This window comes from Variovorax sp. YR566 (assembly GCF_051992195.1).
Taxonomy (GTDB): Bacteria; Pseudomonadota; Gammaproteobacteria; order Burkholderiales; family Burkholderiaceae_C; genus Variovorax.
In genome coordinates, this window is sequence record NZ_CP197092.1 from 6,884,795 (window position 1) to 6,907,397 (window position 22,603).

Sequence of the window (22,603 nt, forward strand, 5' to 3'; positions counted from 1 at the left end):
ACGGGCGAACGCGGCGATCAAGGCAAGTCGAGCCGGTACCCCACCCCATAGATCGACCGTATCAACTCCTGCCCCCGGCTCGCCGCATCGAGCTTGCGGCGCAGGTTCTTCACATGGCTGTCGACCGCCCGATCGGTCACTGCGCGCTGGTCTGCATGCACATGGTCGAGCAGCTTGTCGCGCGACAGCACGCGGCCCCGAGCATCGGCCAGCGCCTTCAGCAGGCGGAACTCGATCGGCGTGAGCCCCAGCGGGGTGCCGTGCAGCGTCGCCCTGTACGTCTGCTCATCGATCTGCAGGGGCGATGCCTCGCGCGACGCATAGCCGCTGCGGCGCAGCAGCGCCTTCACGCGCGCCACCACCTCGCGCGGGCTGAATGGCGTCTTGCAGATGTAGTCGTCAGCGCCGATCTCGAGACCCATCAGGCGGTCGGCCTCCTCGACGCGCGCCGTGAGCATGATGACGGGCACCTCGCTGAACAACCGCAGCTCGCGGCACACGCTCATGCCGTCCTGGCCGGGCAGCATCAGGTCGAGCAGCACGAGGTCGGGCCGGCGAGCCTTCACGGAGGGCACAACCTCCAGCCCGTTGGCGATCCATTGCGAGGTGTAGCCCGAGGCCTGGAGATAGTCGGCGAGCAGCGCCGCCATGCGCGGCTCGTCCTCGACGATCAGGATGTGCGCGGACGAAGAAGAAGCAGTTGCCATGGTCGTGTCGTTCATTGCGGTAGCCGCGCCGCGATCCACAGCCCGCCCAGCGGCGAAGCCTTGGCCTCGATGGTGCCGCCATGCGCCTCGACGATGCTGCGGCAGATGGCCAGGCCAAGCCCCGCGCCGCCGCTGGCCCGGTTGCGCGAACCCTCGCCGCGGAAAAAGCGCTCGAACAGGCGCGGCAGCAGCGCCGCGTCGACGCCCGGCGCCGAATCCATGAGATCGATCGCGATCTGGTTGTCTTCTTCGCGTGCCTCGATGCGCAGCATGCCGCCCGCGTCGGTGTAGCGGCAGGCGTTGAGCACGAGGTTGCTGAAGAGCTGCTGCATGCGCCGCTCGTCGGCGAACATCATCAGCGGCTGCGCGGGCAGCACCAGCTCCAGTCGCAAGCCAGCCGAAGCCAGCCTCTCGCGGAACGAATCCACGCTCAGCTCCAGCAGCTCGCGCAGGTTGATGTCGGCCTTGCGGTACGCGAGCGCGCCCACGTCCGCCATCGACAGGTCGTACAGGTCGGTCACCAGCTTGTTGAGCATGCCCACTTCGTGCTGCAGCGAGCGCACGGCCTGCGCGTCGAGGCGGCGCACGCCGTCTTCCATCGCCTCCAGCTCGCCGTGCAGCACGCCCAGCGGCGTGCGCAGTTCGTGCGACACGTCGGCCATGAACTCGCGACGCATCCGCTCGTTGCGCTGCAAGGTGAAGGCCAGCGAATTGAAGTCGCGCGCCAGTTGCCCCACCTCATCGTGCGATGCCACCGCCACGCGGCTCGCGTAGTCGCCCGATGTCAATCGGTGCGTGGCCGCCGCCACACGCTTGACGGGCGCGAGCAGCACCCGCGCGATCCACCACGCGATGCCCGCGGCCAGCAGCACGCACAGGCTGCCGATGACCCAGCTCGCGCGCAGCTGGTTCTTCTGGAAGCGCTGGTCGCCGGCCTCGCTCACGCTCTGGAACGGCATCATCGCGACCCAGCCCACGGTCTTGCCGTCGACCACCACGGCACGTTCAATGGCACCCTTGCGAATCTCCCTGAAGCCCACGATCACCTTCCTGTCCGTATCGAGCAGCGCGATGCGCAGCACGGCGCCCGTCAGGTCGGACACCAGCGCCGGGGTGCGCCCCGGCTCGAAGCGCTCGCCCGAGGCGGAAGGCGCGGGCCGCATGATCTCGAACCAGGGGCGGGGGTTGTCTCGCAGGAAGTCCCAGCTGCCGTTCTGCCGGTAGGCCGCGACGGCGTTCGGCAGCACGGAGTCGAGCCGCTCCACGCCCTGCTCGTTGAGGTAGCCGACAAAGCCGCGCTCGAAGTTCCAGCGCGAGGCTGCGCCCATCGCGACCACGGCCAGCACGGCGGTGGCCAGCACGGCGACAAAGAGCTTGGTGGTGATGCTGATCTTCATGAAGGGCCACAAGATAAGCCAGATGAGGCGCGCGCGGTGCACTCCGCGCCCATGGCCGTGCACGCCGCAGGGACCTCCACATTCGCTCCACATTCACTGAAGACCATGGATTCCAAACCCGATTGGAATCTTCTGAACATGTCTTCCCGCTTCATCCGCACCGGCCTCGCGTGCGCCCTGGCCATCGGCCTGCTGGGCGCGATCGCGGGATGCTCCGGCTCTTCTTCCGCACCGCCCCAGCTCCCCGCCGCGCAAGTCGGCGTGGTCACCATCCAGCCCGAGAACCAGCCGATCACCACCGAGCTGTCGGGCCGCACCCGCGCCCGCCTGAGCGCGGAGATCCGCCCGCAGGTCGGCGGCATCGTGCAGCAGCGCCTGTTCGAAGAAGGTGCGCTGGTCAAGGCCGGGCAGGTGCTCTACCAGCTCGACCCCGCCAGCTACAAGGCGTCCTACGCCAGCGCGCAGGCCAGCGTCGCCAAGGCAGAGGCCACGGTCAACTCCGCGAAGGTCACCGCGCGCCGCAATGCCGAGCTCGCGAAGATCGACGCCGTCAGCCAGCAGACCAACGACGACAGCCAGGCCACGCTGCAGCAGGCCGAGGCCGAGCTCGGCGTGGCCCGTGCCTCGCTCGACACGGCGCGCATCAACCTGGGCTTCACGCGCATCACCGCGCCGATCGCGGGGCGCATCGAAGCCTCGACGGTCACGCCGGGCGCGCTGGTCACGGCCAGCCAGACCACCGCGCTCACGACCGTGCAGCAGCTCGACCCGATCCATGTCGACGTGACGCAATCGACCACCGAGCTGCTGCGCCTGCAGCGCGAGCTGGCCGCCGGCACGCTCAAGAGCAGCGGCGACAAGAGCGAAGCCTCGGTGAAGCTGCTGCTGGAAGACGGCACGGTCTACGCCCACGCCGGGCGCCTGCAGTTCGCGAGCGTCACCGTCAGCGAAGGCACGGGCGCGGTCACGCTGCGCATCCTGGTGCCGAACCCCGAGCGCACGCTGCTGCCCGGCATGTACGTACGCGCTGTGCTGGAAGAAGGCGTTGCCGAACGGGCGCTGCTGGTGCCGCAGCAGGGCGTGACGCGCACGGCCAGCGGCGATGCCTCCGCGCTGGTGGTCACAGCCGACAACAAGGTCGAGAAGCGCGCGCTGAAGGTGTCACGCGCGGTCGGCAATCGCTGGCAGGTGACCGACGGGCTGAAGGCGGGCGAGCGCGTGATCGTCGAGGGCTCGCTCAAAGTCAAAGTGGGCGACACAGTGAAACCCGTGACCGCCGATACCACCGCAACGGTGGCCAGCGCGGCAAGCGGCGGCACCAGCCGCTGAGGAAGCAACGCACATGGCACGCTTCTTCATCGACCGGCCCATCTTCGCGTGGGTCATCGCCATCGTCATCATGCTGGCCGGCGGGCTGTCCATTGCCACGCTTTCGCTGGAGCAATACCCCAACATCGCACCCACCAAGGTCTCCATCAACGCGACCTACCCCGGCGCCTCGGCCAAGACCATCGAGGACTCGGTCACGCAGGTGATCGAGCAGAAGATGAAGGGCCTCGACCGGCTCGTCTCGATGTCGTCGAGCAGCACCTCGTCGGGCACCGCGCGCATCGAGCTCACCTTCGAGGCCGGCACCAACGCCGACGTGGCGCAGATGCAGGTGCAGAACAAGCTGCAGCAGGCCGAGTCGCAGCTGCCGCAATCGGTGCAGAGCCAGGGCGTGACCGTCACCAAGTCGGGCACCGACTTCCTGATGATCGTCTCGCTGGTCTCGCAGGACGGCAGCGCCTCGGCCACCGACATCGGCGACTACATCTCCAGCAGCCTGCTCGACGTGCTCAGCCGCATCGACGGCGTGGGCGACGTGCAGACGCTGGGTTCGGGCTATGCCATGCGCATCTGGCTCGACCCCGCCAAGCTGCAGAAGTATTCGCTGATGCCCTCGGACGTGACCACCGCGCTCACCAGCCAGAACACCGAAGTCTCTGCCGGCCAGCTCGGCGCGCTGCCGGCGGCCGCGGGCCAGCGGCTCACCGCGACCATCACCGCGCGCAGCAAGCTGCGCACCGCCGACCAGTTCCGCGAGGTGATCGTCAAGTCGGACAGCAGCAGCGGCGCGATCGTGCGGCTGGGCGACGTCGCGCGCATCGAGCTCGGCAGCGAGAGCTACACCGTCAGCTCACGCCTCGACGGCAAGCCGTCGTCCGGCATGGGGGTGAAGCTGGCCACCGGCGCCAACGCGCTCACGGTGTCGAACGCAGTGAAGGCCAAGCTCGCGGAGCTGGCGCCCTTCTTCCCCAACCAGATGAAGGCCGTGGTCGGCTACGACACCACGCCCTTCGTGCGCATCTCCATCGAGGAAGTGGCCAAGACGCTGGGCGAGGCGATGGTGCTGGTCGTGCTGATCATGTATCTCTTTTTGCAGAACCTGCGCGCCACGCTGGTGCCCGCCATCGCGGTGCCCGTGGTGCTGCTGGGCACCTTCGGGGTGCTGGCGCTGCTGGGCTACTCGATCAACACGCTGACCATGTTCGGCATGGTGCTGGCCATCGGGCTCCTGGTGGACGACGCCATCGTGGTGGTGGAGAACGTCGAGCGGCTCATGACCGAGGAAGGGCTCTCGCCGAAGGAAGCCACGCGCAAGTCGATGCGCGAGATCACCGGCGCGCTGGTGGGCATTGCGCTGGTGCTGTCGGCGGTGTTCATTCCCATGGCTTTCTTCGGCGGCTCGACGGGCGTGATCTATCGCCAGTTCTCGGTGACCATCGTTGCGGCCATGCTGCTGTCGGTGCTGGTGGCGCTCACGCTGTCACCGGCACTGTGTGCCACGCTGCTCAAGCCCGTGGAGGCCAGCCACCATCAGGAGAAGCGCGGCTTCTTCGGCTGGTTCAACCGCAACTTCGAGCGCAATGCAGACCGCTACCGCTCGGGCGTCGGCGGCCTGCTGCGGCGCGGCAAGCGCAGCCTGCTGGTATATGCGCTGCTGGTGGGCGTGCTGGCCATGACCTTCATGCGCCTGCCCACCTCGTTCCTGCCCGACGAAGACCAAGGCACGCTGATGGCCCAGGTGAAGCTGCCCGCCAGCGCCACCGACGAGCAGCTGCAGCAGACCATGAAGAGCTTCGAGCAATACCTGTCCTCGCAGAAGGAAGTCAGCCACTACATCACGCTGACCGGCCTGAGCGGCGACCAGGCCACGGGCAACGCCTTCATCACGCTGAAGGACTGGAGCGAGCGCGATGGCAAGGCGCAGGACGCCGCATCGCTGTCGCGCCGTTTCACGATGGAGATGGCCGCGCGCACCAGCAACGCCAACGTGTTCGTCATGCTGCCACCGGCCGTGCGCGGCCTGGGCTCGAACGCGGGCTTCGACGTGCAGCTGCAGGATCTGGGCGGCATCGGCCACGATGCGCTGGCACAGGCGCGCGAGCAGTTCCTGGCCCTGGCCAAGAAAGACCCCGCGCTGAGCCAGGTGCGCAGCAACAACCTGGACGACACACCGCAGTTCGCCATCGACATCGACGACCGCAAGGCTTCGGCGCTGGGCCTTTCGACCTCGGACATCAACGACACGTTGTCCAGCGCCATGGGCGGCAGCTACGTGAACGACTTCATCAACAACGGCCGCGTGAAGAAGGTCTACGTACAGGCCGACGCGCCCTTCCGCATGCAGCCCGACAGCGTGAACAGCTGGTACGTGCGCAACGCCAGCAGCGAGATGGTGCCGTTCTCGGCCTTCGCCAGCAGCCGCTGGACGTACGGCTCGCCGCAGCTGTCGCGCTACAACGGCATGTCGTCGTTCGAGCTGATCGGCGACCCCGCCGCGGGCGTGAGCTCGGGCGCGGCGATGGACGCGGTGGAAAACATCATGAAGCAGCTGCCGCAGGGCATCGGCTACGAATGGACCGGCAGCTCGTATCAGGAACGCCTGTCGGGCTCGCAGGCGCCGCTGCTCTACGCGGTGTCGATTTTGTTCGTGTTCCTGTGCCTGGCCGCGCTGTACGAGAGCTGGTCTGTGCCGTTCTCGGTGATGCTGGTGGTGCCGCTGGGCGTGCTGGGCGCGGTGCTGGCGACGAAGCTGGCGGGGCTGTCGAACGACGTGTACTTCCAGGTGGGGCTGCTGGCCACGGTGGGGCTGTCGGCGAAGAACGCGATCCTGATCGTGGAATTCGCCAAGCAGCTGCAGGACGAAGGCGTCGCGCTGGTCGAGGCCACGCTGCAGGCCGTGCGCCTGCGGCTGCGGCCCATCCTCATGACCTCGCTGGCCTTCATGTTCGGCGTGCTGCCGCTGGCGCTGAGCACCGGCGCGGGCTCGGGCAGCCGCCGCGCCATCGGCGTGGGCGTGCTCGGCGGCATCGCGACCGCCACGGCGCTGGGCATCTTCTTCGTGCCGCTGTTCTTCGTCGTGATCCGGCGCTTCTTCGCGCAAAAGAAAAAACCCGCGGCGGCATCCCCGCTGACCGCGCTGCCTGAGGCATGAACGCCATGATCCGAATTCATTTCAGACTCTCCGCACTCGTTGCAGCCGCGCTGCTGGCCGGCTGCGTCAACCTCGCGCCCGTGTACTCGCGACCCGAAGCGCCGGTGCCCACTACCTGGCCGGCCTCCTCGGGTGCGAAGGAGGCCAAGGATGCAACCGTCTCCGCCACCACCGGCTGGCAGAGCTTCATCACCGACGACCGGCTGCGCCGCACCATCGCGCTCGCACTGGCCAACAACCGCGACCTGCGCGTGGCGGTGCAGAACATCGAGAAGGCACGCGCGCAATACGGCGTGCAACGCGCCGAACTGTTCCCCAGCGTCTCGGCCACGGCCGGCGCCACGCGCGCGCGCACCTCGGCGGCAACGAGCAGCAGCGGCGAATCGTCCATCGGCTCGACGTACAGCGCGTCGCTGGGCTTCAGCAGCTACGAGCTCGACCTGTTCGGCCGTGTGCGCAACCTCAACGAGGCGGCGCTGCAAAGCTACCTGTCGACCGAGGCCACGACCCGCAGCACGCAGATCAGCCTGGTGGCGGAAGTCGCCTCGGCCTGGCTCACGCTGGCCGCGGACAACGAGCGGCTGAAGCTCGCGCAGGACACGCTGGCCAGCCAGCAGCGCACGTATGCGCTGACCGGCCGCATGCATGAACTGGGCGCCAGCTCGGCGCTGTCGCTGGCCCAGGCGCAGACGACCGTTGATTCGGCGCGTGTGGACGTGGCCAGCTACACCGCGCAGGTAGCGCTCGACCGCAACGCGCTGGACCTGCTGGCCGGTGCCACCGTGCCCGACGAGCTGCTGCCGGCCGCAGGCATGGCCACGGCCAGCGCGCTGGTCGACGTGCCCGCGGGCCTGCCTTCGACGCTGCTGCAGCAGCGGCCCGACGTGCTGGCCGCCGAGCACACGCTGCAAGGCTCGAACGCCGACATCGGCGCGGCGCGCGCGGCCTTCTTCCCGACGATCTCGCTGACCGCGAGCTCGGGCTCGTCGAGCACGGCGCTGTCGGGCCTGTTCAAGGGCGGCAACAGCACCTGGAGCTTCGCGCCGTCGGTCAGCCTGCCGATCTTCAACGCCGGCAGCAACCGCGCCAGCCTCGACTCGGCGAAGGCTCAGCGCGAGATCGACCTCGCCACCTACGAGAAGACGGTGCAGACCGCGTTCAAGGAAGTGGCCGATGCGCTGGCCACGCGCGGCTCGATCGGCGAGCAGATTGCGGCGCAGCAGTCGCTGGTCGATGCCACGCAGAAGAGCTACACGCTGTCGAACGTGCTCTACCGCAGCGGCAGCTACAGCTTTCTCGAAGTGCTGGACGCGCAGCGCTCGCTTTACACGGCGCAGCAGACGCTGATCGGCCTGCGGCTGTCGGAGCAGAGCAACCGCATCACGCTCTACAAGGTGATGGGCGGCGGGGAGACGGTGCAGGCCGAGACCACCGCGTCGTCGCGCTGATCGCCGCCCTGGCGCCGATCAGCCCCGCGTGGCGTTCTCTTTCATCTTCGCCAGCGCGATGGCGATGGCCGCGCCGCCCAGCGTCTTGATCAGCCCCGAGTGCTGCGCGTAGAACTGGCTCACCTCGTCGATGACGCCCGCATGCTGCTGCTCGGCGTGCGTGGCGATCTCGGTCACCTGCGCGGGCGACAGCTGCGAAGCCTGGTCGGGCGTGACCTGCGTCTGCCCCGGCTGCAGCACGCGCCCGAGCACGCCGCCAGCCAGCGCCGAGGCGGCCGCCGGGCCCAGCGTGGCCAGGATCTGGTTGAGCACGCCCGCCTGCTGCGTGGGCGACGACTGGCCAAACAGCTTGCCGACCGTGTCGCCGAACGGCGGCGTCTGGTCCGAGCGCATGGCCGCGGCGAGCCCCGCGCCAAGTTCGCCGGGCGAGGCGTGCTGCGCGACCTGGTCGACGTGGTCCTCGGCGTTGTTGCTGTTGTTGCCGATGGCCTGCTGGAGGATGTCGAGTAATCCCATGGTGAGCTCCTTGATGGTCGGGCATGGTCGCCCCGCCTCCCTGATCGGCAACTGACGGCGCTGTGTCCTGCACCGGCAGGCGTCGCCCAGGCGCTGGTCAGGGGCGGTGGGTTCCCGCTATCCTGCCGACTGGCCAAGATGAAGGACTGACTCTCCCATGCACCCCGCTGTTCAAGCCTCTATGGAACGCAGTTTCGGCGCCATTGCCGATCTGGTTCGCCTCCACGCACAACACACACCCGACCACGCGGCGCTGGCGGACGCCGGCCGCACGCTGGACTACCGCGCGCTCGACGCGCTGATGGACCGCGTCGCGGCCAGCCTGCAGCGCGACGGGCTCAAGGCGGGCGACGCCATTGCCATCTGCGCCTCGTCGTCGGTGAACTACGCAGCCGTGTTCCTGGGCGCGCTGCGCGCGGGCGTCGCGGTGGCCCCACTGGCGCCCGGCTCCACGTCCGCCAGCCTGGCCCGCATGATCGAGGACGCCGACGCGCGCATCCTGTTCAGCGATGCCTCGGCCGCCGAAGTGATCGGCCCCGCGAAGGAAGGCGGCCTTCCGCGCGTGGCACTGGACGGCTCGCAAATCGGCCGCGACATCGAAGGCTGGCTGGCGCCGGCCGGCGCGCAGCCCGAGGCCGTCGAGGTGCAGCCCGCGTGGGCTTTCAACATCATCTATTCGTCGGGCACCACCGGCGAGCCCAAGGGCATCGTGCAGGGCCACGGCATGCGCTGGTCCCACGTGCAGCGCGGCGCCAGGTACGAATACAGCACCGACACCGTCACGCTGCTGTCGACGCCGCTCTACTCCAACACCACGCTGGTGGTGTTCTTCCCCACGCTGGCCTTCGGCGGCTGCGTGGTGCTGATGCCCAAGTTCGACGCGCTCGGCTACCTGAAGCTGGCCGAGCAGCGCCGCGTGACGCACACCATGCTCGTGCCGGTGCAGTACCAGCGGCTGATGGCGCACCCGCGCTTCGACGAGCACAACCTGTCTTCGTACAAGTTCAAGTTCAGCACCAGCGCGCCCTTCAACGCCGCGCTCAAGGCCGATGTGCTCAAGCGCTGGCCCGGCGGGCTGATCGAGTTCTACGGCATGACCGAAGGCGGCGGCACCTGCATCCTGGAGGCGCACCTGCAACCGACCAAGCTGCACACGGTGGGCCAGCCCGCCGAGGGCAGCGACATCCGCCTGATCGACGAAGAAGGCAACGAGTTGCCGCGCGGCAACACCGAGGTGGCCGGCGAGGTGGTGGGCCACTCGGGCGGCATGATGACCGGCTACCACCGCCAGCCCGAGAAGACGCGCGAGGCCGAGTGGTTCGACGCCACCGGCAAGCGCTTCATCCGCACCGGCGACGTGGGCCGCTTCGACGCCGACGGCTTCCTCACGCTGTTCGACCGCAAGAAGGACATGATCATCAGCGGCGGCTTCAACATCTACCCGAGCGACCTGGAGGCCGTGCTGCGCGGCCATGCGGCGGTGGCCGACGTGGCGGTGGTCGGCGTGCCGTCGGAGCAATGGGGCGAGACGCCAGTGGCCTTCGTGGTGCGCCGCGAGGGCGACGCCACAAGCGAAGACGCGCTGCTGCAATGGACCAACGCCCAGCTCGGCAAGACGCAGCGCCTGGCGCGGCTGAGCTTCATCGACGAGCTGCCACGCAGCGCGATCGGCAAGGTGCTCAAGCGCGAACTGCGTGAACTCGTCGGCCGCTGACACTACGGCGGCGCCGACCGAGCACGGCGGCGGCAACGGCCTGCTCTGGGTGCTGGTGGCGGTGGCTGTGCTGTTCGCCTTCCTGCGCCCGCGCGCGCCAATGGACTGGCTGCGGCTGGTCGACTGGCAGACGGTGGGCGCGCTCGCGGGTCTGCTGGCCATCACGCAGGGCGTGGAGAAAAGCGGCATGTTGCAGGCCGCCGCGCAGCGCCTGCTCGCGCGCACGCACAACCAGCGCAGCCTGGCGCTGATGCTGACGGCCAGCGCGGCCTTTCTGTCGGCGCTGGTGACCAATGATGTGAGCCTGTTCCTGCTGGTGCCGCTGACGCGCGTGCTCGCCACGCAGGCGCACCTGCCGCTCGCACGGCTTGTGGTGCTGGAGGCGCTGGCGGTGAACGCGGGCTCGGCGCTCACGTCCATCGGCAATCCGCAGAACCTCTACCTGTGGCATCGCTCGGGCGAAAGCTTCTTCGCCTTCATGGGAATGATGGGGCCGACGGTGGCTGTGATGCTGTTCTGGCTCTTCGTCGCGGTCTGGCTGCTGGTGCCGCGTACGCCCATCGAGCTGAAGCCCGAGGCCGAAGCCGCGCCGGTGCAGCCGCGCCTGCTGGCGCTGGCGGGGATGCTGTTCATCGGCTTCGTGATCGCGCTGGACCGGCACTGGCTGCTGGCGGGGCTGGGCGTGGTGTTCGGCGTGTTCCTGGTGTCGTATCCGCGCGTGCTGCGGGGCATCGACTGGGCCCTGCTCGCGATCATCGCCCTGATGTTCGTGGACCTGCGGCAGCTGGCGGAGCTGCCCGCCGTCATCGCGCTGCTCGGCCACTGGCCGATCACGGAGGGCTGGCGCGCCTACCTCGCGGCCATCGTCACGTCGCAGTTCATCAGCAATGTGCCGGCGGCGATCCTGCTGGATGGCCACGTACGCGACCTGCCTGCGCTGGCGGCCGGGGTGAGCGTGGGCGGCTTCGGCTGCGTGCTGGGCTCGCTGGCCAACCTGATCGCGCTGCGGCTTGCGAAACTGCCGAACGGGCTGCGGGAGTTCCACCGCATCAGCATTCCTTTCCTGCTCGTGTGCGCGACTTCGGCGCTACTGCTGCGGCTGGGGTGACAGCGGCGGCGCGCGGACGGACAATCGCGGCCTCCCTTCCCAGCCCTTTTCCATGCACACGCCCGCCACGCACACCCTGGCCCTGCGCGACTACGGCCACTCGCATGGCAGCCACGCGCACGACCACTTCCAGGTGCTGATCGGCCTCGACGGCGTGCTGGAGATCGAAGTGGAAGGCCGGGGCGCCGGCATCGGCGTGGGCGAGGCGCAGGTGGTCGCCCCGGGCGACCGGCACGACTTCAACGCGCGCAAGCACGGCAGCCTGTGCCTGGTGCTCGACACCACGCAACCGGCATGGGCCCGCTGTGCCGAGCGCGCACCGCCCGATGCGCCGCAACTGCACGCGCTGGCGCGCTACCTGGCGCAATGCATGAAGCAGCCGCAGGCCTCGGCCCTGGCCTTGCAGCACGGCCCCGCGCTGTTGCTGGAGGCCTGGAGCCCGGCGCCGGCATCTGCCGATTCGCACCGGCGTCGTATCGACTGGCCCCTGCTCGCCGACTGGGCCCGGGCCCGCTGGCACGAGCCGTTGAGCGTGGCCGACCTGGCCGATGTCGCCTGCCTGAGCCCGAGCCAATTCGCGCAGCGCTGCCGCGATGAGCAGGGCGTGAGCGCGATGCACTGGCTGCGCTCGCTGCGGCTGGCGCATGCGCGTGAGCTGCGGCTGGGCGGCATGAGCGTGGCTGAGACGGCGCGCCGCACGGGCTACCGGTCGCCATCGGCGCTGACAGCCGCACTGCGCCGCTGACTGCGCCCTCCCCGGCGCAAGACCGTCGTTGCGCGACGACGGACCGTCATTGCGCGACGACCGCGTCGCTTAGCCTTGCCGCCCATGTCGTCCACCGTCTACGCCCTGCTGGCCATCGCGCTCTGGGCCACGCTCGCCTCGCTCGGCACTGCGCTGTCGCACCTGCCGCCATTTCTCCTGACCGGCCTTGCGCTGATCATCGGCAGCGTGCCGAGCTGGCCGCTGGTGCTGCACGACCGCTCGGCCTGGCGGGTGCCGCCGCGCACGCTGGCACTGGGCATCTACGGGCTGTTCGGCTTTCACTTCCTGCTGTTCATCGCGCTGCGGCATGCGCCGCCGGTCGAGGCCAACCTCGTCAACTACCTGTGGCCGCTGCTGATGGTGGTGCTGGCGCCGGTGCTGCTGCCGGGCATGTCGCTGCGGCCGCTGCACGTGGTGGCTGCCCTGCTGGGGTTCGCGGGCGCGGCGATCGCGATCCTCGGCGCGCGCGGCGGCGGCGCGGCGGCAACGGGAGCGCAGGAGTACTGGGGCTTCGTGCCGGCGCTGGGCTCGGCTTTCGTCTGGGCGAGCTACTCGCTCTGGACGAAGCGCGTGGCGGCCTTCCCGACCTCGGCGATCGGCCTGTTCGGGCTGGTCTCGGGTGTGCTCTCGCTGGCCTGCCACGCCGTGCTCGAGCCCTCGGTGGCGCTGTCGGGCCGGGACTGGCTGCTGCTCGTGCTCTGCGGCCTCGGCCCGCTGGGCGCGGCTTTCTTCGTCTGGGACATCGCACTCAAGCGCGGCGACGCACGGCAGATCGGCATATTGAGCTACCTCACGCCGCTGGGCTCGACCGCGCTGCTGCTGCTCGTCACCGGCCGGCCGCTGACCTGGACCATCGCCATCGCGGCCTGGCTCATCGTCTCGGCGGCGGTCATGGGCACGCGCGCGCGCTGACTTGCGCAGAATCAGGCTGTATCCGACGGCTCGGCGTCTTCTTTTCTGGCTAGAGTGGAGGCTCAGGAACAAAGGAGCCAACCCACATGGACGACAAGAACAGGGATTTCGAGATCACGCCCAAGCTGGTGTTCGACCTGAATCTGGCGCTGTACCTCGATCTGGTGGCCGCGCTGGAGGGCGCGGGCGCCGTCACCTACCGCCAGATGGCGGCCCGGGTGCTCAACATCAGCATGGACGCGCGCGGCGACGGCGACACCGGCCTGTCGACGGTGCTCGAAGGCATCGCCAGGGGTTTCGCCGGCCACGGCGACGGCATGTCGATCGAGCTGCTGAAGGCCGCGCGGGGCCTTCGCGAAGACGAGGCGATGGGCGACATTCCCATGCGGCCCGACGAAAGCTGAAGAAGCGCTTTTTCTTCTTCTTTTTCAGGCTTGCGCCACCTGCAGCACCAGCTTGCCGAAGTTTTCTCCGGCAAAGAGCTTGTTGAGCGACTCGGGGAAGGTGTCCAGGCCCTTCACGATGTCTTCCTTGCTCTTCATGCGCCCGTCTTTCAGGTAGCCGGCCATCTCGGCGATGGCGATGTGATAGCGGTCGGCGTAGTCGAACACCACGATGCCTTCCATGCGCGCGCGGTTCACCAGCAGGCTCAGGTAGTTCTTGGGGCCGGCCGCGGGCATGCTGTTGGCGTTGTTGTACTGGCTGATGGCGCCGCAGATGATGATGCGGGCCTTGCGCGCGAGCCGCGCCAGCACCATGTCGAGGATCTCGCCGCCGACGTTGTCGAAGTAGATGTCCACGCCCTTCGGGCAGTGGGTCTTGAGGCCTTCGCGCACCGCGCCTGCGCCGGCCTTGTAGTCGATGCAGGCGTCGAAGCCCAGCTCCTTCACCACCCAGTCGCACTTGGCGGCGCCGCCGGCGATGCCGACCACGCGGCAGCCCTTGATCTTGGCCAGCTGGCCCACGGTCTGGCCCACGGCGCCGGCCGCGCCGGAAACCACCACCGTCTCGCCGGCCTTGGGCATGCCCACGTCCATCAGGCCGAAGTAGCCGGTCATGCCGGGCATGCCCAGCACATTGAGCCACTGGGTGATGGTGCCCACGCGCAGGTCGATCTTGACCAGGCCGTTGCGCTTGACCTGGTCTTCGGGGATCAGGATGTATTCCTGCACGCCCAGCGTGCCGTAGACGGTGTCGCCCACAGCGAACTGCGGGTTCTTCGAGGCAATGACGCGGCCGACGCCGCCGGCGCGCATCACTTCGTCGATGCCCACGGGCGGGATGTAGCTCTTGGCGTCGTTGAGCCAGCCGCGCATGGCGGGGTCGAGCGACAGCGACAGCGTCTTGACCAGCACGCCGCCCTCGGTCGGCTCGCCGACGGGCTCGGTGGTGAATTTCCAGTTCTCGCGGGTGGCCGTGCCCTCGGGGCGTTTGGCGAGGCGAACCTGGTGGTTGGTGAGTGAGCTGCTCATGGTGTCTCCTTGACCTTGAATGCCGGACGCTGGCACGGAGGCGCATCGTAGCCGTGGCCTGCGGGCGGGCTGGTAGCGCAGGTGACAGCGCCCCGCCCGCCGGGCCGCCTTGCCTCAGGCCAGCCTGACGATGATCTGCAGCCCCGGCCCGGCGTTGCGCACCGTCAGCTCGCCGCCGTGCGCCTCGGCGATCAGCCGGCACAGGTACATGCCGAGGCCGACGCCGCCGGTGGCGCGCGCCCGTGCGCCGTCGGTGCGGTAGAAGGGCTCGGTCAGCCGTTCGAGTTGCTCGTCGTCCACGCCGGGGCCGTGGTCGCGCACCTCGATCTCGATGCCCTGCTTCCTGCCGTCGAGCACCGCGCGCAGCGACACGCACGGCGGCCGCGGCGCGTCGGCGCTGTAGCGCAGGGCGTTGTCCAGCAGGTTGCGCACCAGCAGGCGGATGCGCATGCGGTCGACGGCATGCGGCGGCAGGCCTTCGGCCAGATCGAGGTGCACGTGCTGCGCACCGGGCATCTCGGCCACGATCTCGCGAATCAGTGCCGCCAGGTCGACCGGTTCGCGCTGCAGCGCCACATGCGGGCTCGCGAGGCGTTCGCTTTCGAGCAGGTCGCTGATGAGATCGCGCATCTCGTTGAGGTCGCGCAGCAGCGCCTCGCGCTCGGCCTGGCCTTCGGGCGTGATCGGCAGCAGCTCGGCATTGAGCCGGGCGCGCGTGAGCGGCGAGCGCAGCTCATGGCTCAGGGCAAGCAGCAGACCGCGCTTGGCGTCGAGCATGGCCTGGATGTCGTCGGCCATGGTGTTGATGCGTTCGGCAAGGTCGCCGAGGTCGTCGTTGCGGCGCACCGGAATGGGCTGCGTGAACTCGCCACGGCCGAAGCGCTGCGCGCCTTCGCGAATGTCGATCAGCGGCCGCAGCAACCGGCTCACGTAGGCATAGCCCAGCAGCACGCACGACAGCAGCACGCCGAGCGTGGCCCAGCCGGTGGCACGCGGCGCCAGTTGCCAGAGCTTGGGCGCCCAGCCGAAGATCACGCGGTGGCCGTCGGCCGTGGGACGGATGAACCACTTGTCGCCGCCGAACACGTCTTCGCGGTCGTGCATCCAGCCGCCGGGGCTGTTCGCGCCGCCGGGGTTGGAATCCCAGTTGACCTTGGGTCCGACGATGCGGATGGTGATGGGCAGCCGGGCCACCAGCGCCTGTGCGCGCGCCACGTCGGGCGGCGTGCCGATCTCCGAGACCAGGCGGTCGGCGTAGTCGGTCAGCATCGGCTTGGCGGCTTCGGCCCAGCCGGTGGAAAAGGCCTTCTTCATGCCGCCCATGAACACCGCCGCCATCACCATGGCCAGCACCACGAACATCAGCACCAGCCGCACACGCAGCGAGCGGCGCCAGCGGCGCTTGCCCTGCACCTTCTCGTTCCAGCGCGCATGCCACTTCGCATGCCAGTCCTCACGCGATTGCTCGTCGCGGCACTCCTCGCCGCGCCACCGTGTCCTGCGGGATTCCCTTCTGCCGAAACTCATGCAGGTTCGCTTCGTGCCACGGCCAGCGCATAGCCGGCGTTGCGCAGCGTCTTGATGCAGTCCAGCGGCTCGAGCTTCTTGCGCAGGCGGCTCACCACGATGTCGACCGCGCGGGTGTAGAGCTCGGCCTCGTGACCACGCAGGCGGTTGAGGATGTCGTCGCGGCTGAACACCTTGCCGGGTTCGGCAGCCAGCAGCGCCAGCAGTTCGAACTCGGTGCCCGTGAGCTCCACGCGCTCGCCATGGCGCAGCACCTGGCGCCGGTCGAGGTCGATCGACAGGCCGTCGAACACGCGGTGCTGCGTGCCGTTGATCACCGCCTGCGGCACGCTGCGCTGGCGGCGCAGGATGGTCTGCACGCGCGCCACCAGCTCGCGCGGCTCGAAGGGCTTGGGCACGTAGTCGTCGGCGCCGAGTTCGAGGCCGACCACGCGGTCCATCACCTCGCCGCGGGCGGTGAGCATGACGATGGGAATGTCGCTTTCCTTGCGGATTTCGCGGCACAGCGCGAAGCCGTCCATCTCGGGCAGCATGACGTCGAGGATGGCCGCGTCGTAGGTGCCGGCACGCAGCTTGGCGAGGCCTTCGCTCGGGCGCACGGCGCTCTCGAGCGTGCAGCCGAAGCGTGCGAAGTAGGTGGTCAGCGGCGCGGCGAGGTGTTCGTCGTCGTCGATCAGCAGGATGCGCGGCATGGCGGGATTGTGCCTCCTGGCAAGGAAATGGCGGATGACCTCGCTGACCATCAAACCTGCCGGCATCGCACCGCCCAGGTCAGGCCCGTCACGAGGAGTGAGAGCAAAAGCGCGTGGTAGACCACGTCGGGCACGGTGCGCGGACCGATGCCCGCCACGATGGTGCCGAGCCCGACCAGCGTGCCCAGCAACGCGAAGCCCTGGCCGAAGATGGCGGCGCGGCGCGCGTCCTCTGGGCGCAGCCAGGTCTCGACCGTGGCGAGCACCAGCACGGTGGCGATCACCGCTTCGGCGATGCGGGCGTGCCCATGCGCATAGCCCGGCACGATGCGGCCGGCGTGCACCATCGATGCGAGGCCGAGCGCGAGCGCCTCGGTCAGCATCCATGCGCGCGCGGCCTGCGGGCGCATGACGGGGACCATGCCGCGTTCGCTCACCATGGATCGGCCTTCCCGATGCGGCCCAGGTGCGTGGCGGCAAAGCCCGCCGCGTACTTGAGCCCGTAGCCGAGCGTGCGATCGAAGCCGATGTGGACCAGCCAGATCAGGCTGCCGGCCACCGCCCACGGCATGGCCGCAAGCACGCCGAGCGCCAGCAGCAGCACCGGCCCGACGTACGAATGCGCCGCGTTGTAAAGCGCCGCCCCCACGCGCGGCCCCGCGAGGTAGCCCAGCAGCGAGAGATCGGGCGCGAGGAGCCAGAGCGCGAACACGCCCCAGCCCGCGCCGAACTGGGCGTAGGCAGCGAGTGCCACGCCGAGCACCACCGCACCTTCGACCCGCAGCAGCGCACGCACCCCGCCGGCTGCCGCTGCCTGTTCGGGAGATACGGTGGAGCCGGCTTCGCCGGTCCACGGCTGTCGTCCCCGGAGAGGGGGGAGGCGAAGCGACACGAAGTGCGCGAAACCTGGGGGTGAGTGGAGCCTATCCACGATGGCTCCAGCGGCGGCCACCTCGGTCCATGAAGTCGCGCACCTTCTGCTGCTGCGCGGCATTCAGGTTGTCGTAGAAGTCGGCAGCGGCGGCAATGATCTCGGGGCTGCCATTGCGCACGGCGGCGGTCTTCTCTTCGACCAGACGCGTGGCGCCGGCCTGGTCGAACTTGTTGCCCGCGAACAGCGCCTTGAACTGCGAGCGTGGGTCGCCCGAGCCGCCGGCGCCGCGCATGGCTTCGCGCTGCGCCTGCAGCTTCTCGGCCAGCACGGTGAGCTTCTGCTTCTGGTTGGCGTCGAGTTCGAGCTTGCTGCCCACACGTTCGATCATCTTCGCGCGGAACTCGGCGCTGTCGCCACCGCCCCAGCCGTGCCGTTGACCGGCACAGCCGGCGATGCTGCCGGCAACCATCGCGGCGCCCGCAAAACCGAGGAGAGTTCGTTTGATCCAGTACTTCATGGTGATTCCTTGTGTTGTCTGTGAGGAGGAAGCTCCATGGTGCGATCTGCACCGGGCCAAGTCCTCTCGCTGCGGTTGCGGCGTGTTTCGTTTTATTGCGACGCGCGTGGAGGCGAGCCAGGCGGCTTACAGGCGGCTGCTCTTGGCGTTGGCAGCCGAGGCGCGCGCGTCGACGGGGTTCTGCATCGTCGAGATGACCTGGCTGTTCACGCGCGAGCTGGCCGACACGTTCTGGTCGGGCGCAGCGGTGGCGCGCACGGCTTCGGCGACGATGCGGCCGCGCTCGGTCGACACGGCCATGGTCTCGGCGCCGCGCGAGCCGCGCACCACGTTCTGGTTGGGTGCCGATGCGGTGCTCACGGCTTCGGCGCTGACGTCGGTGCGGCTCTTGGCCGACACGGTGGGCTGCACGCCCTCGTAGCTTTCAGCCTTGGCGCCGGCTGCAGCGAGCATGGCGAAGGAGCCGACGGCGATGATCTGGGTCAGGGAGAGAGATTTCATGATGCAGGCCTTTCTTTCAGGGTTGGAAGAGGAGGCCTGATCGTGCTTGCGGGGTTCCCGCAAGTCCTTTCGCCGCAGTTTCGGCGTGTATCGTTTCTTTTCACTCACCCGCAAGGGTGAGTGAAAAGTACGCTCAACCCGCCATCATGGCGGCAGGGTCGTCGGACTCGAGCACGCTCTTGGCCCATGCCTCGAGCTTGCTGGTGTCGGCGCGCAGCACTTCCTGCTTGACCGCGAGGATGCGCGAGGGGTGCATCGAGAAGCTGCGCAGACCCAGGCCCAGCAGCAGGCGCGTGAAGGCCACGTCGCCTGCCATCTCGCCGCACACGGCCACGCCCTTGCCCTGGCGGCGGCACTCGGCGATGGTGTCGGCTACCAGGCGCAGCACCGCCGGGTGCGCAGGGTCGTAGAGGTGCGCCACCGATTCGTCGGCGCGGTCGATGGCCAGCGTGTACTGGATCAGGTCGTTCGTGCCGATCGACAGGAAATCGAAGTGCTTCAGGAAGATGCGCAGCGTGAGCGCCGCCGCGGGAATCTCGATCATGGCGCCGAGCTTCACCGGGCCATGCACCGCGCCGCGGTTGTCGAGCTCGGTGCGCGCGAAGTCGATCAGCGACAGCGTCTGGCGGATCTCGCTCGCGTGCGCGAGCATGGGGATCAGCAGGTGGATTTCGCCGTGCGCCGCCGCGCGCAGGATGGCGCGCAGCTGCGTGAGGAACATCGCCGGGTCGGCCAGGCTCCAGCGAATGGCGCGCAGGCCGAGCGCGGGGTTCAGGTGCTCCTGCTTGTTGGCCGACTTGCTGTCGAGCGGCTTGTCTGCCCCCACGTCGATGGTGCGGATGGTGACGGGCATGCCCTGCATGCCCTCGACCGCGCGCTTGTAGGCCTGGTACTGCTCTTCTTCGTCGGGCAGGCGGGTCTGGCGCGTGGTCGACTCGCGGCCCATGAAGAGGAATTCGCTGCGGAACAGGCCCACGCCCACGGCGCCGGCCTTGACGGCGCCCACGGTGTCTTCGGGCATCTCGATGTTGGCGAGCAGCTCGACGCGCTGGCCGTCGAGCGTGATGGCCGGCTTGTGGCGCAGCCGCGCGAGCCGGCCGCGTTCGAGATCGCCCTGGCGCTGCTTGAAGCCGTACTCGGCCAGGATGATCGGCGACGGATCGACGATCACCACGCCGGCGTCGCCGTCGATGATGACCCAGTCGTCCTGGCGCACCAGCTGGCTCGCGGTGCGCGCGCCGACCACGGCCGGAATGTCCATGCTGCGCGCGACGATGGCAGTGTGCGAGGTGCGCCCGCCGACGTCGGTGACGAAGCCGGCGAACACGCTCTTCTTGAACTGCAGCATGTCGGCCGGCGAGAGGTCGTGCGCGATGAGCACCAGCGGCACGTCGATGCCGTCGCCCGCGGTGGGGTCGTCGTTGTCGTCGTCCGAGGCGGCGGCGCGCTTGCGGCGCGGCGGGCTCGGCGCCAGCACGGCGGCCGTGCCCTTCATGCGGTGCAGCAGGCGCTCGACCACCTGTTCGAGGTCGGCCTTGCGCTCGCGCAGGTACTCGTCCTCCATCTCGTCGAACTGGCGCGCGATGATTTCGAGCTGCGTGGTCAGCGCCCACTCGGCGTTGTAGAGCCGCTCGCTGATCCAGTGCTTGACGCCGCCGCTCAAGGCCTCGTCCTGCAGCAGCATCTGGTGCACCTCGAGCAGCGCCGCGAGTTCGTGCGGCGCGTCGTTGGGGCCCATCAGCGCGACGTTGGCCTGCAGCTTGGCGAGCTCGTCGGCCACCGCGTTGCGCGCGGTGCGCACACGGTCGATCTCGGTCTCGATCTCTTCGGGCTTGATGAAGTAGTGGGCCACGTCGATGCGGCTCGACACCACCATCACTGCGCGCCCGATGGCAATGCCACGGGCAACAGGGAGGCCGTGGACTGCGAAGGTCATGGGACGGTCCTTACTCGCCTTCGCCGAACTTGTCGTCCATGAGCTGGACGATGGCGTTCATCGCTTCTTCTTCCTGCGCACCGTTGGTCTCGAGCTCGACGGTCGAGCCGATGCCGGCGGCCAGCATCATCACGCCCATGATGCTCTTGGCATTGATGCGGCGATCGCCGCGGGAGAGCCACACCTCGCAGGGAAAGCTGCCTGCGAGCTTGGTCAGCTTGGCCGATGCGCGTGCGTGCAGGCCCAGCTTATTGCTGATGGTCACGGATTTCTTGATCACTGTGCTTTCTTTTCGCCTGATTCTGGGGAGCCGCCACCGCCACCTGCATGACGCCCGCGGTGCCGCCCGCGAGGGCGCGCTGCACCAGCGTCTCCAGAGGCTCATGCCGGTAGGTGACGGCGCGCAGCAGCATCGGAAGATTGACCCCCGCCACCAACCGCGACCGGACGCCGTCCACCAGCTTCTGCGCCACGTTGCAGGGCGTGGCGCCGAACACGTCTGCCAGCACCAGCACCTGCGAGCGCGGCGTGTGCAGTTGCTGCGCAAGCGTGATGCGCGCGGCCGCCAGCGTTTCTTCGGGCGACACGTTGGGCAGCACGTCGAGCGCGACGATGGCCTGCTCGCAGTCGGGAAACACATGCAGCGCACACTGCCGCAGCGCGTGTGCGAACGGTGAGTGGGCGATGATGAGGATGCTGTTCATGCGGGACGGAGGACGACTCGTCGATTATGCGGGGGCGCCCAGGGGAAGTAGATATACGACATAACGCAGCAGCCCCGAAAAACAGACAACGCCGCACGAAATGAGACAGCCGTGTGTCCACACCTGTCGCGGGAGACACTATCAAAACAATAGCGGATGGCGCCGCCGCTCATGGAAGCCGCAGGCCCTCGAAGAATGCCTTCGACGCTTCGGCCGAGGAAGGCTTGCCCAGCACAGTGGCCTGGTAAAGCGCCACGGTGCCGTCTTTTTGCGACTGGGCGAACCAGAGCACCTGTACCGGCGCGGCGCCTTGCAGCCGCGGCTGGGCGTCGAGCCGCAACGGGGCGGGTGTGGCGGTCGCGCGCTGCACGCTGGCGGGGGCTTGCGTCATCTGCGCTTCGCCCAGTTGGCCGCGCGTGGCAGCGTGCCATGCGTTGAGCCAGGCCTCGGCCTGTTCGGGGCCTTTGGCGGAGGCATGCGCGATGGCGAAGGTCGCACCGCCGGCTTCGCAGCCCGCCATGTCGACCTGCACCGATTCGGCGCCCAGCGGCAGGGCGCGGCTTGCGCGGTCCGGCTTGCAGGGCAGCAGCGCGATCAGGCCCGATTCGGCGACCGGCACTTCGCGCCAGTTGAAAGTAGGGCTGCAGGCTGCGAGCAGGGCCGCCGCGGCCAGCGCCAGCCAGGAAGAAGAGAAAGCGGGCGACGACGGCATGGGGCAGCGATTATCGAACTGCGCGAGGGCCGCCGGAACGCCGCCAGCACGATCCGGCACGCGGAACTAAAATCGCGCCGCCCTTCTCTTGCTTGAAGCCATGAAAAAATACATCGCCGCTGCCGCCGTCGTCATCGCATTGGCCACCGGCGTGGGCGTGTACCTCGGCTCCGGCGCCACTGCCGCGCCGGCCTCGACCTTCGTGCTGCTCGACGGCACGCAAAAGAGCACGGCGGACCTGAAGGGCAAGGTCACGCTGGTCAACTTCTGGGCCACAAGCTGCGTGACCTGCGTCGGCGAGATGCCCAAGGTCATCGCCACCTACGACAAATACAAGGCGCAGGGCTACGACACCCTGGCCGTGGCCATGAGCTACGACCCGCCGAGCTACGTCGTCAATTTCGCCCAGACGCGCAAGCTGCCGTTCAAGGTGGCGATCGACAACACCGGCAGCGTGGCGCAGGCCTGGGGCGACGTGAAACTCACGCCGACCACCTACCTGGTCAACAAGCGCGGCGAGATCGTGAAGCGCTATGTGGGCGAGCCGGACTTCGCCGAATTGCACAAATTGATCGAAAAGCTGCTGGCCGAAGCCTGATCTCCGGTCTTCCCAACGAAAA

At 68.6% G+C, this 22,603-nt stretch carries 23 protein-coding genes; 9 read left to right on the plus strand and 14 right to left on the minus strand.

Going from position 1 to position 22,603, the window contains the following annotated elements:
• Positions 1 to 17: 17 nt before the first annotated feature.
• Positions 18 to 722: a response regulator gene (locus ACTG4X_RS32275; RefSeq protein ID WP_218840257.1), complete on the minus strand. Its 705-nt coding sequence runs from the start codon at positions 720 to 722 to the stop codon at positions 18 to 20.
• Entirely contained in the window at positions 719 to 2,104 is a 1,386-nt protein-coding gene (baeS, locus tag ACTG4X_RS32280; RefSeq protein ID WP_097197801.1) for a sensor histidine kinase efflux regulator BaeS, read from the minus strand. Before baeS ends, ACTG4X_RS32275 begins: the two co-directional genes overlap by 4 nt.
• 105 nt (positions 2,105 to 2,209) lie before the next feature.
• Between baeS and ACTG4X_RS32285 the strand changes: the two genes are divergently transcribed.
• From ACTG4X_RS32285 to ACTG4X_RS32295, 3 genes are read left to right on the plus strand one after another with little or no spacing between them, the layout of a single operon-like run.
• Complete coding sequence (locus tag ACTG4X_RS32285) at positions 2,210 to 3,433, plus strand: efflux RND transporter periplasmic adaptor subunit (protein ID WP_440532867.1); 1,224 nt, start codon at positions 2,210 to 2,212, stop codon at positions 3,431 to 3,433.
• A gap of 13 nt (positions 3,434 to 3,446) precedes the next feature.
• Positions 3,447 to 6,584 carry an efflux RND transporter permease subunit gene (locus tag ACTG4X_RS32290; protein WP_097197800.1) on the plus strand — a complete coding sequence of 1,046 codons (3,138 nt, stop codon included), beginning with the start codon at positions 3,447 to 3,449 and terminating at the stop codon, positions 6,582 to 6,584.
• 5 nt (positions 6,585 to 6,589) lie between these two features.
• The gene (locus ACTG4X_RS32295) at positions 6,590 to 8,032 is read left to right on the plus strand and encodes an efflux transporter outer membrane subunit (RefSeq protein ID WP_440532868.1); all 1,443 of its coding nucleotides are present in this window, start codon (positions 6,590 to 6,592) and stop codon (positions 8,030 to 8,032) included.
• A gap of 18 nt (positions 8,033 to 8,050) precedes the next feature.
• Here ACTG4X_RS32295 and ACTG4X_RS32300 read toward each other — a convergent pair whose 3' ends face one another.
• On the minus strand, positions 8,051 to 8,548 hold the full coding sequence (locus ACTG4X_RS32300; RefSeq protein ID WP_097197799.1) for a hypothetical protein: 498 nt from the start codon (positions 8,546 to 8,548) through the stop codon (positions 8,051 to 8,053).
• 181 nt (positions 8,549 to 8,729) lie between these two features.
• Between ACTG4X_RS32300 and ACTG4X_RS32305 the strand changes: the two genes are divergently transcribed.
• The 5 genes from ACTG4X_RS32305 to ACTG4X_RS32325 all read left to right on the plus strand — a co-directional run bounded on the left by ACTG4X_RS32305 (position 8,730) and on the right by ACTG4X_RS32325 (position 13,452).
• Complete coding sequence (locus ACTG4X_RS32305; protein WP_097197798.1) at positions 8,730 to 10,262, plus strand: class I adenylate-forming enzyme family protein; 1,533 nt, start codon at positions 8,730 to 8,732, stop codon at positions 10,260 to 10,262.
• A complete protein-coding gene (locus ACTG4X_RS32310; RefSeq protein WP_097197797.1) occupies positions 10,243 to 11,370 on the plus strand; it encodes an SLC13 family permease in 1,128 nt (375 codons plus the stop codon). The genes ACTG4X_RS32305 and ACTG4X_RS32310 overlap by 20 nt, the downstream gene beginning before the upstream one ends.
• 52 nt (positions 11,371 to 11,422) lie before the next feature.
• Positions 11,423 to 12,115 carry an AraC family transcriptional regulator gene (locus tag ACTG4X_RS32315; protein WP_440532869.1) on the plus strand — a complete coding sequence of 231 codons (693 nt, stop codon included), beginning with the start codon at positions 11,423 to 11,425 and terminating at the stop codon, positions 12,113 to 12,115.
• Positions 12,116 to 12,199: 84 nt separating this feature from the next.
• Complete coding sequence (locus ACTG4X_RS32320) at positions 12,200 to 13,048, plus strand: DMT family transporter (protein WP_097197795.1); 849 nt, start codon at positions 12,200 to 12,202, stop codon at positions 13,046 to 13,048.
• An 86-nt stretch (positions 13,049 to 13,134) separates the two neighbouring features.
• A complete protein-coding gene (locus ACTG4X_RS32325; RefSeq protein WP_093057754.1) occupies positions 13,135 to 13,452 on the plus strand; it encodes a hypothetical protein in 318 nt (105 codons plus the stop codon).
• A 24-nt stretch (positions 13,453 to 13,476) separates the two neighbouring features.
• On the opposite strand, the gene ACTG4X_RS32330 is transcribed toward ACTG4X_RS32325, so the two are convergent.
• The 11 genes from ACTG4X_RS32330 to ACTG4X_RS32380 all read right to left on the minus strand — a co-directional run bounded on the left by ACTG4X_RS32330 (position 13,477) and on the right by ACTG4X_RS32380 (position 21,983).
• Entirely contained in the window at positions 13,477 to 14,520 is a 1,044-nt protein-coding gene (locus tag ACTG4X_RS32330; protein ID WP_097197794.1) for an NADP-dependent oxidoreductase, read from the minus strand.
• Between the two features lie 114 nt (positions 14,521 to 14,634).
• Positions 14,635 to 16,047, minus strand: coding sequence for an ATP-binding protein (locus tag ACTG4X_RS32335; protein ID WP_440532870.1), 1,413 nt, complete (start codon positions 16,045 to 16,047; stop codon positions 14,635 to 14,637).
• Positions 16,044 to 16,739, minus strand: a complete 696-nt coding sequence (locus ACTG4X_RS32340; protein ID WP_176928901.1) for a response regulator transcription factor — start codon at positions 16,737 to 16,739, stop codon at positions 16,044 to 16,046. Before ACTG4X_RS32340 ends, ACTG4X_RS32335 begins: the two co-directional genes overlap by 4 nt.
• 50 nt (positions 16,740 to 16,789) lie before the next feature.
• The gene (locus ACTG4X_RS32345) at positions 16,790 to 17,179 is read right to left on the minus strand and encodes a hypothetical protein (protein WP_097197792.1); all 390 of its coding nucleotides are present in this window, start codon (positions 17,177 to 17,179) and stop codon (positions 16,790 to 16,792) included.
• On the minus strand, positions 17,173 to 17,631 hold the full coding sequence (locus ACTG4X_RS32350) for a DUF4260 domain-containing protein (RefSeq protein ID WP_257014509.1): 459 nt from the start codon (positions 17,629 to 17,631) through the stop codon (positions 17,173 to 17,175). Before ACTG4X_RS32350 ends, ACTG4X_RS32345 begins: the two co-directional genes overlap by 7 nt.
• A gap of 31 nt (positions 17,632 to 17,662) precedes the next feature.
• Entirely contained in the window at positions 17,663 to 18,130 is a 468-nt protein-coding gene (locus ACTG4X_RS32355; protein WP_440532871.1) for a Spy/CpxP family protein refolding chaperone, read from the minus strand.
• A gap of 126 nt (positions 18,131 to 18,256) precedes the next feature.
• Complete coding sequence (locus tag ACTG4X_RS32360) at positions 18,257 to 18,631, minus strand: DUF4148 domain-containing protein (RefSeq protein ID WP_097197789.1); 375 nt, start codon at positions 18,629 to 18,631, stop codon at positions 18,257 to 18,259.
• 133 nt (positions 18,632 to 18,764) lie between these two features.
• Positions 18,765 to 20,567, minus strand: a complete 1,803-nt coding sequence (gene ptsP / locus ACTG4X_RS32365) for a phosphoenolpyruvate--protein phosphotransferase (protein ID WP_093178543.1) — start codon at positions 20,565 to 20,567, stop codon at positions 18,765 to 18,767.
• Positions 20,568 to 20,577: 10 nt separating this feature from the next.
• Entirely contained in the window at positions 20,578 to 20,847 is a 270-nt protein-coding gene (locus ACTG4X_RS32370) for an HPr family phosphocarrier protein (protein WP_093057763.1), read from the minus strand.
• The gene (locus ACTG4X_RS32375; RefSeq protein ID WP_093057764.1) at positions 20,816 to 21,271 is read right to left on the minus strand and encodes a PTS sugar transporter subunit IIA; all 456 of its coding nucleotides are present in this window, start codon (positions 21,269 to 21,271) and stop codon (positions 20,816 to 20,818) included. Before ACTG4X_RS32375 ends, ACTG4X_RS32370 begins: the two co-directional genes overlap by 32 nt.
• A gap of 169 nt (positions 21,272 to 21,440) precedes the next feature.
• Entirely contained in the window at positions 21,441 to 21,983 is a 543-nt protein-coding gene (locus ACTG4X_RS32380) for a hypothetical protein (protein WP_097197788.1), read from the minus strand.
• A 100-nt stretch (positions 21,984 to 22,083) separates the two neighbouring features.
• Between ACTG4X_RS32380 and ACTG4X_RS32385 the strand changes: the two genes are divergently transcribed.
• Positions 22,084 to 22,581: a TlpA disulfide reductase family protein gene (locus tag ACTG4X_RS32385; protein ID WP_093057766.1), complete on the plus strand. Its 498-nt coding sequence runs from the start codon at positions 22,084 to 22,086 to the stop codon at positions 22,579 to 22,581.
• Positions 22,582 to 22,603 lie beyond the last annotated feature (22 nt).

Excerpts from the sequence above, each read along its gene's own strand:
- ACTG4X_RS32275 (WP_218840257.1), bottom strand. The coding sequence starts at position 722 with ATGAACGACACGACCATGGCAACTGCTTCTTCTTCGTCCGCGCACATC.
- baeS (WP_097197801.1), bottom strand. The coding sequence starts at position 2,104 with ATGAAGATCAGCATCACCACCAAGCTCTTTGTCGCCGTGCTGGCCACC.
- ACTG4X_RS32285 (WP_440532867.1), top strand. The coding sequence starts at position 2,210 with ATGGATTCCAAACCCGATTGGAATCTTCTGAACATGTCTTCCCGCTTC.
- ACTG4X_RS32290 (WP_097197800.1), top strand. The coding sequence starts at position 3,447 with ATGGCACGCTTCTTCATCGACCGGCCCATCTTCGCGTGGGTCATCGCC.
- ACTG4X_RS32295 (WP_440532868.1), top strand. The coding sequence starts at position 6,590 with ATGATCCGAATTCATTTCAGACTCTCCGCACTCGTTGCAGCCGCGCTG.
- ACTG4X_RS32300 (WP_097197799.1), bottom strand. The coding sequence starts at position 8,548 with ATGGGATTACTCGACATCCTCCAGCAGGCCATCGGCAACAACAGCAAC.
- ACTG4X_RS32305 (WP_097197798.1), top strand. The coding sequence starts at position 8,730 with ATGGAACGCAGTTTCGGCGCCATTGCCGATCTGGTTCGCCTCCACGCA.
- ACTG4X_RS32315 (WP_440532869.1), top strand. The coding sequence starts at position 11,423 with ATGCACACGCCCGCCACGCACACCCTGGCCCTGCGCGACTACGGCCAC.
- ACTG4X_RS32320 (WP_097197795.1), top strand. The coding sequence starts at position 12,200 with ATGTCGTCCACCGTCTACGCCCTGCTGGCCATCGCGCTCTGGGCCACG.
- ACTG4X_RS32325 (WP_093057754.1), top strand. The coding sequence starts at position 13,135 with ATGGACGACAAGAACAGGGATTTCGAGATCACGCCCAAGCTGGTGTTC.
- ACTG4X_RS32330 (WP_097197794.1), bottom strand. The coding sequence starts at position 14,520 with ATGAGCAGCTCACTCACCAACCACCAGGTTCGCCTCGCCAAACGCCCC.
- ACTG4X_RS32335 (WP_440532870.1), bottom strand. The coding sequence starts at position 16,047 with ATGAGTTTCGGCAGAAGGGAATCCCGCAGGACACGGTGGCGCGGCGAG.
- ACTG4X_RS32340 (WP_176928901.1), bottom strand. The coding sequence starts at position 16,739 with ATGCCGCGCATCCTGCTGATCGACGACGACGAACACCTCGCCGCGCCG.
- ACTG4X_RS32345 (WP_097197792.1), bottom strand. The coding sequence starts at position 17,179 with ATGGTGAGCGAACGCGGCATGGTCCCCGTCATGCGCCCGCAGGCCGCG.
- ACTG4X_RS32355 (WP_440532871.1), bottom strand. The coding sequence starts at position 18,130 with ATGAAGTACTGGATCAAACGAACTCTCCTCGGTTTTGCGGGCGCCGCG.
- ACTG4X_RS32360 (WP_097197789.1), bottom strand. The coding sequence starts at position 18,631 with ATGAAATCTCTCTCCCTGACCCAGATCATCGCCGTCGGCTCCTTCGCC.
- ptsP (WP_093178543.1), bottom strand. The coding sequence starts at position 20,567 with ATGACCTTCGCAGTCCACGGCCTCCCTGTTGCCCGTGGCATTGCCATC.
- ACTG4X_RS32375 (WP_093057764.1), bottom strand. The coding sequence starts at position 21,271 with ATGAACAGCATCCTCATCATCGCCCACTCACCGTTCGCACACGCGCTG.
- ACTG4X_RS32380 (WP_097197788.1), bottom strand. The coding sequence starts at position 21,983 with ATGCCGTCGTCGCCCGCTTTCTCTTCTTCCTGGCTGGCGCTGGCCGCG.
- ACTG4X_RS32385 (WP_093057766.1), top strand. The coding sequence starts at position 22,084 with ATGAAAAAATACATCGCCGCTGCCGCCGTCGTCATCGCATTGGCCACC.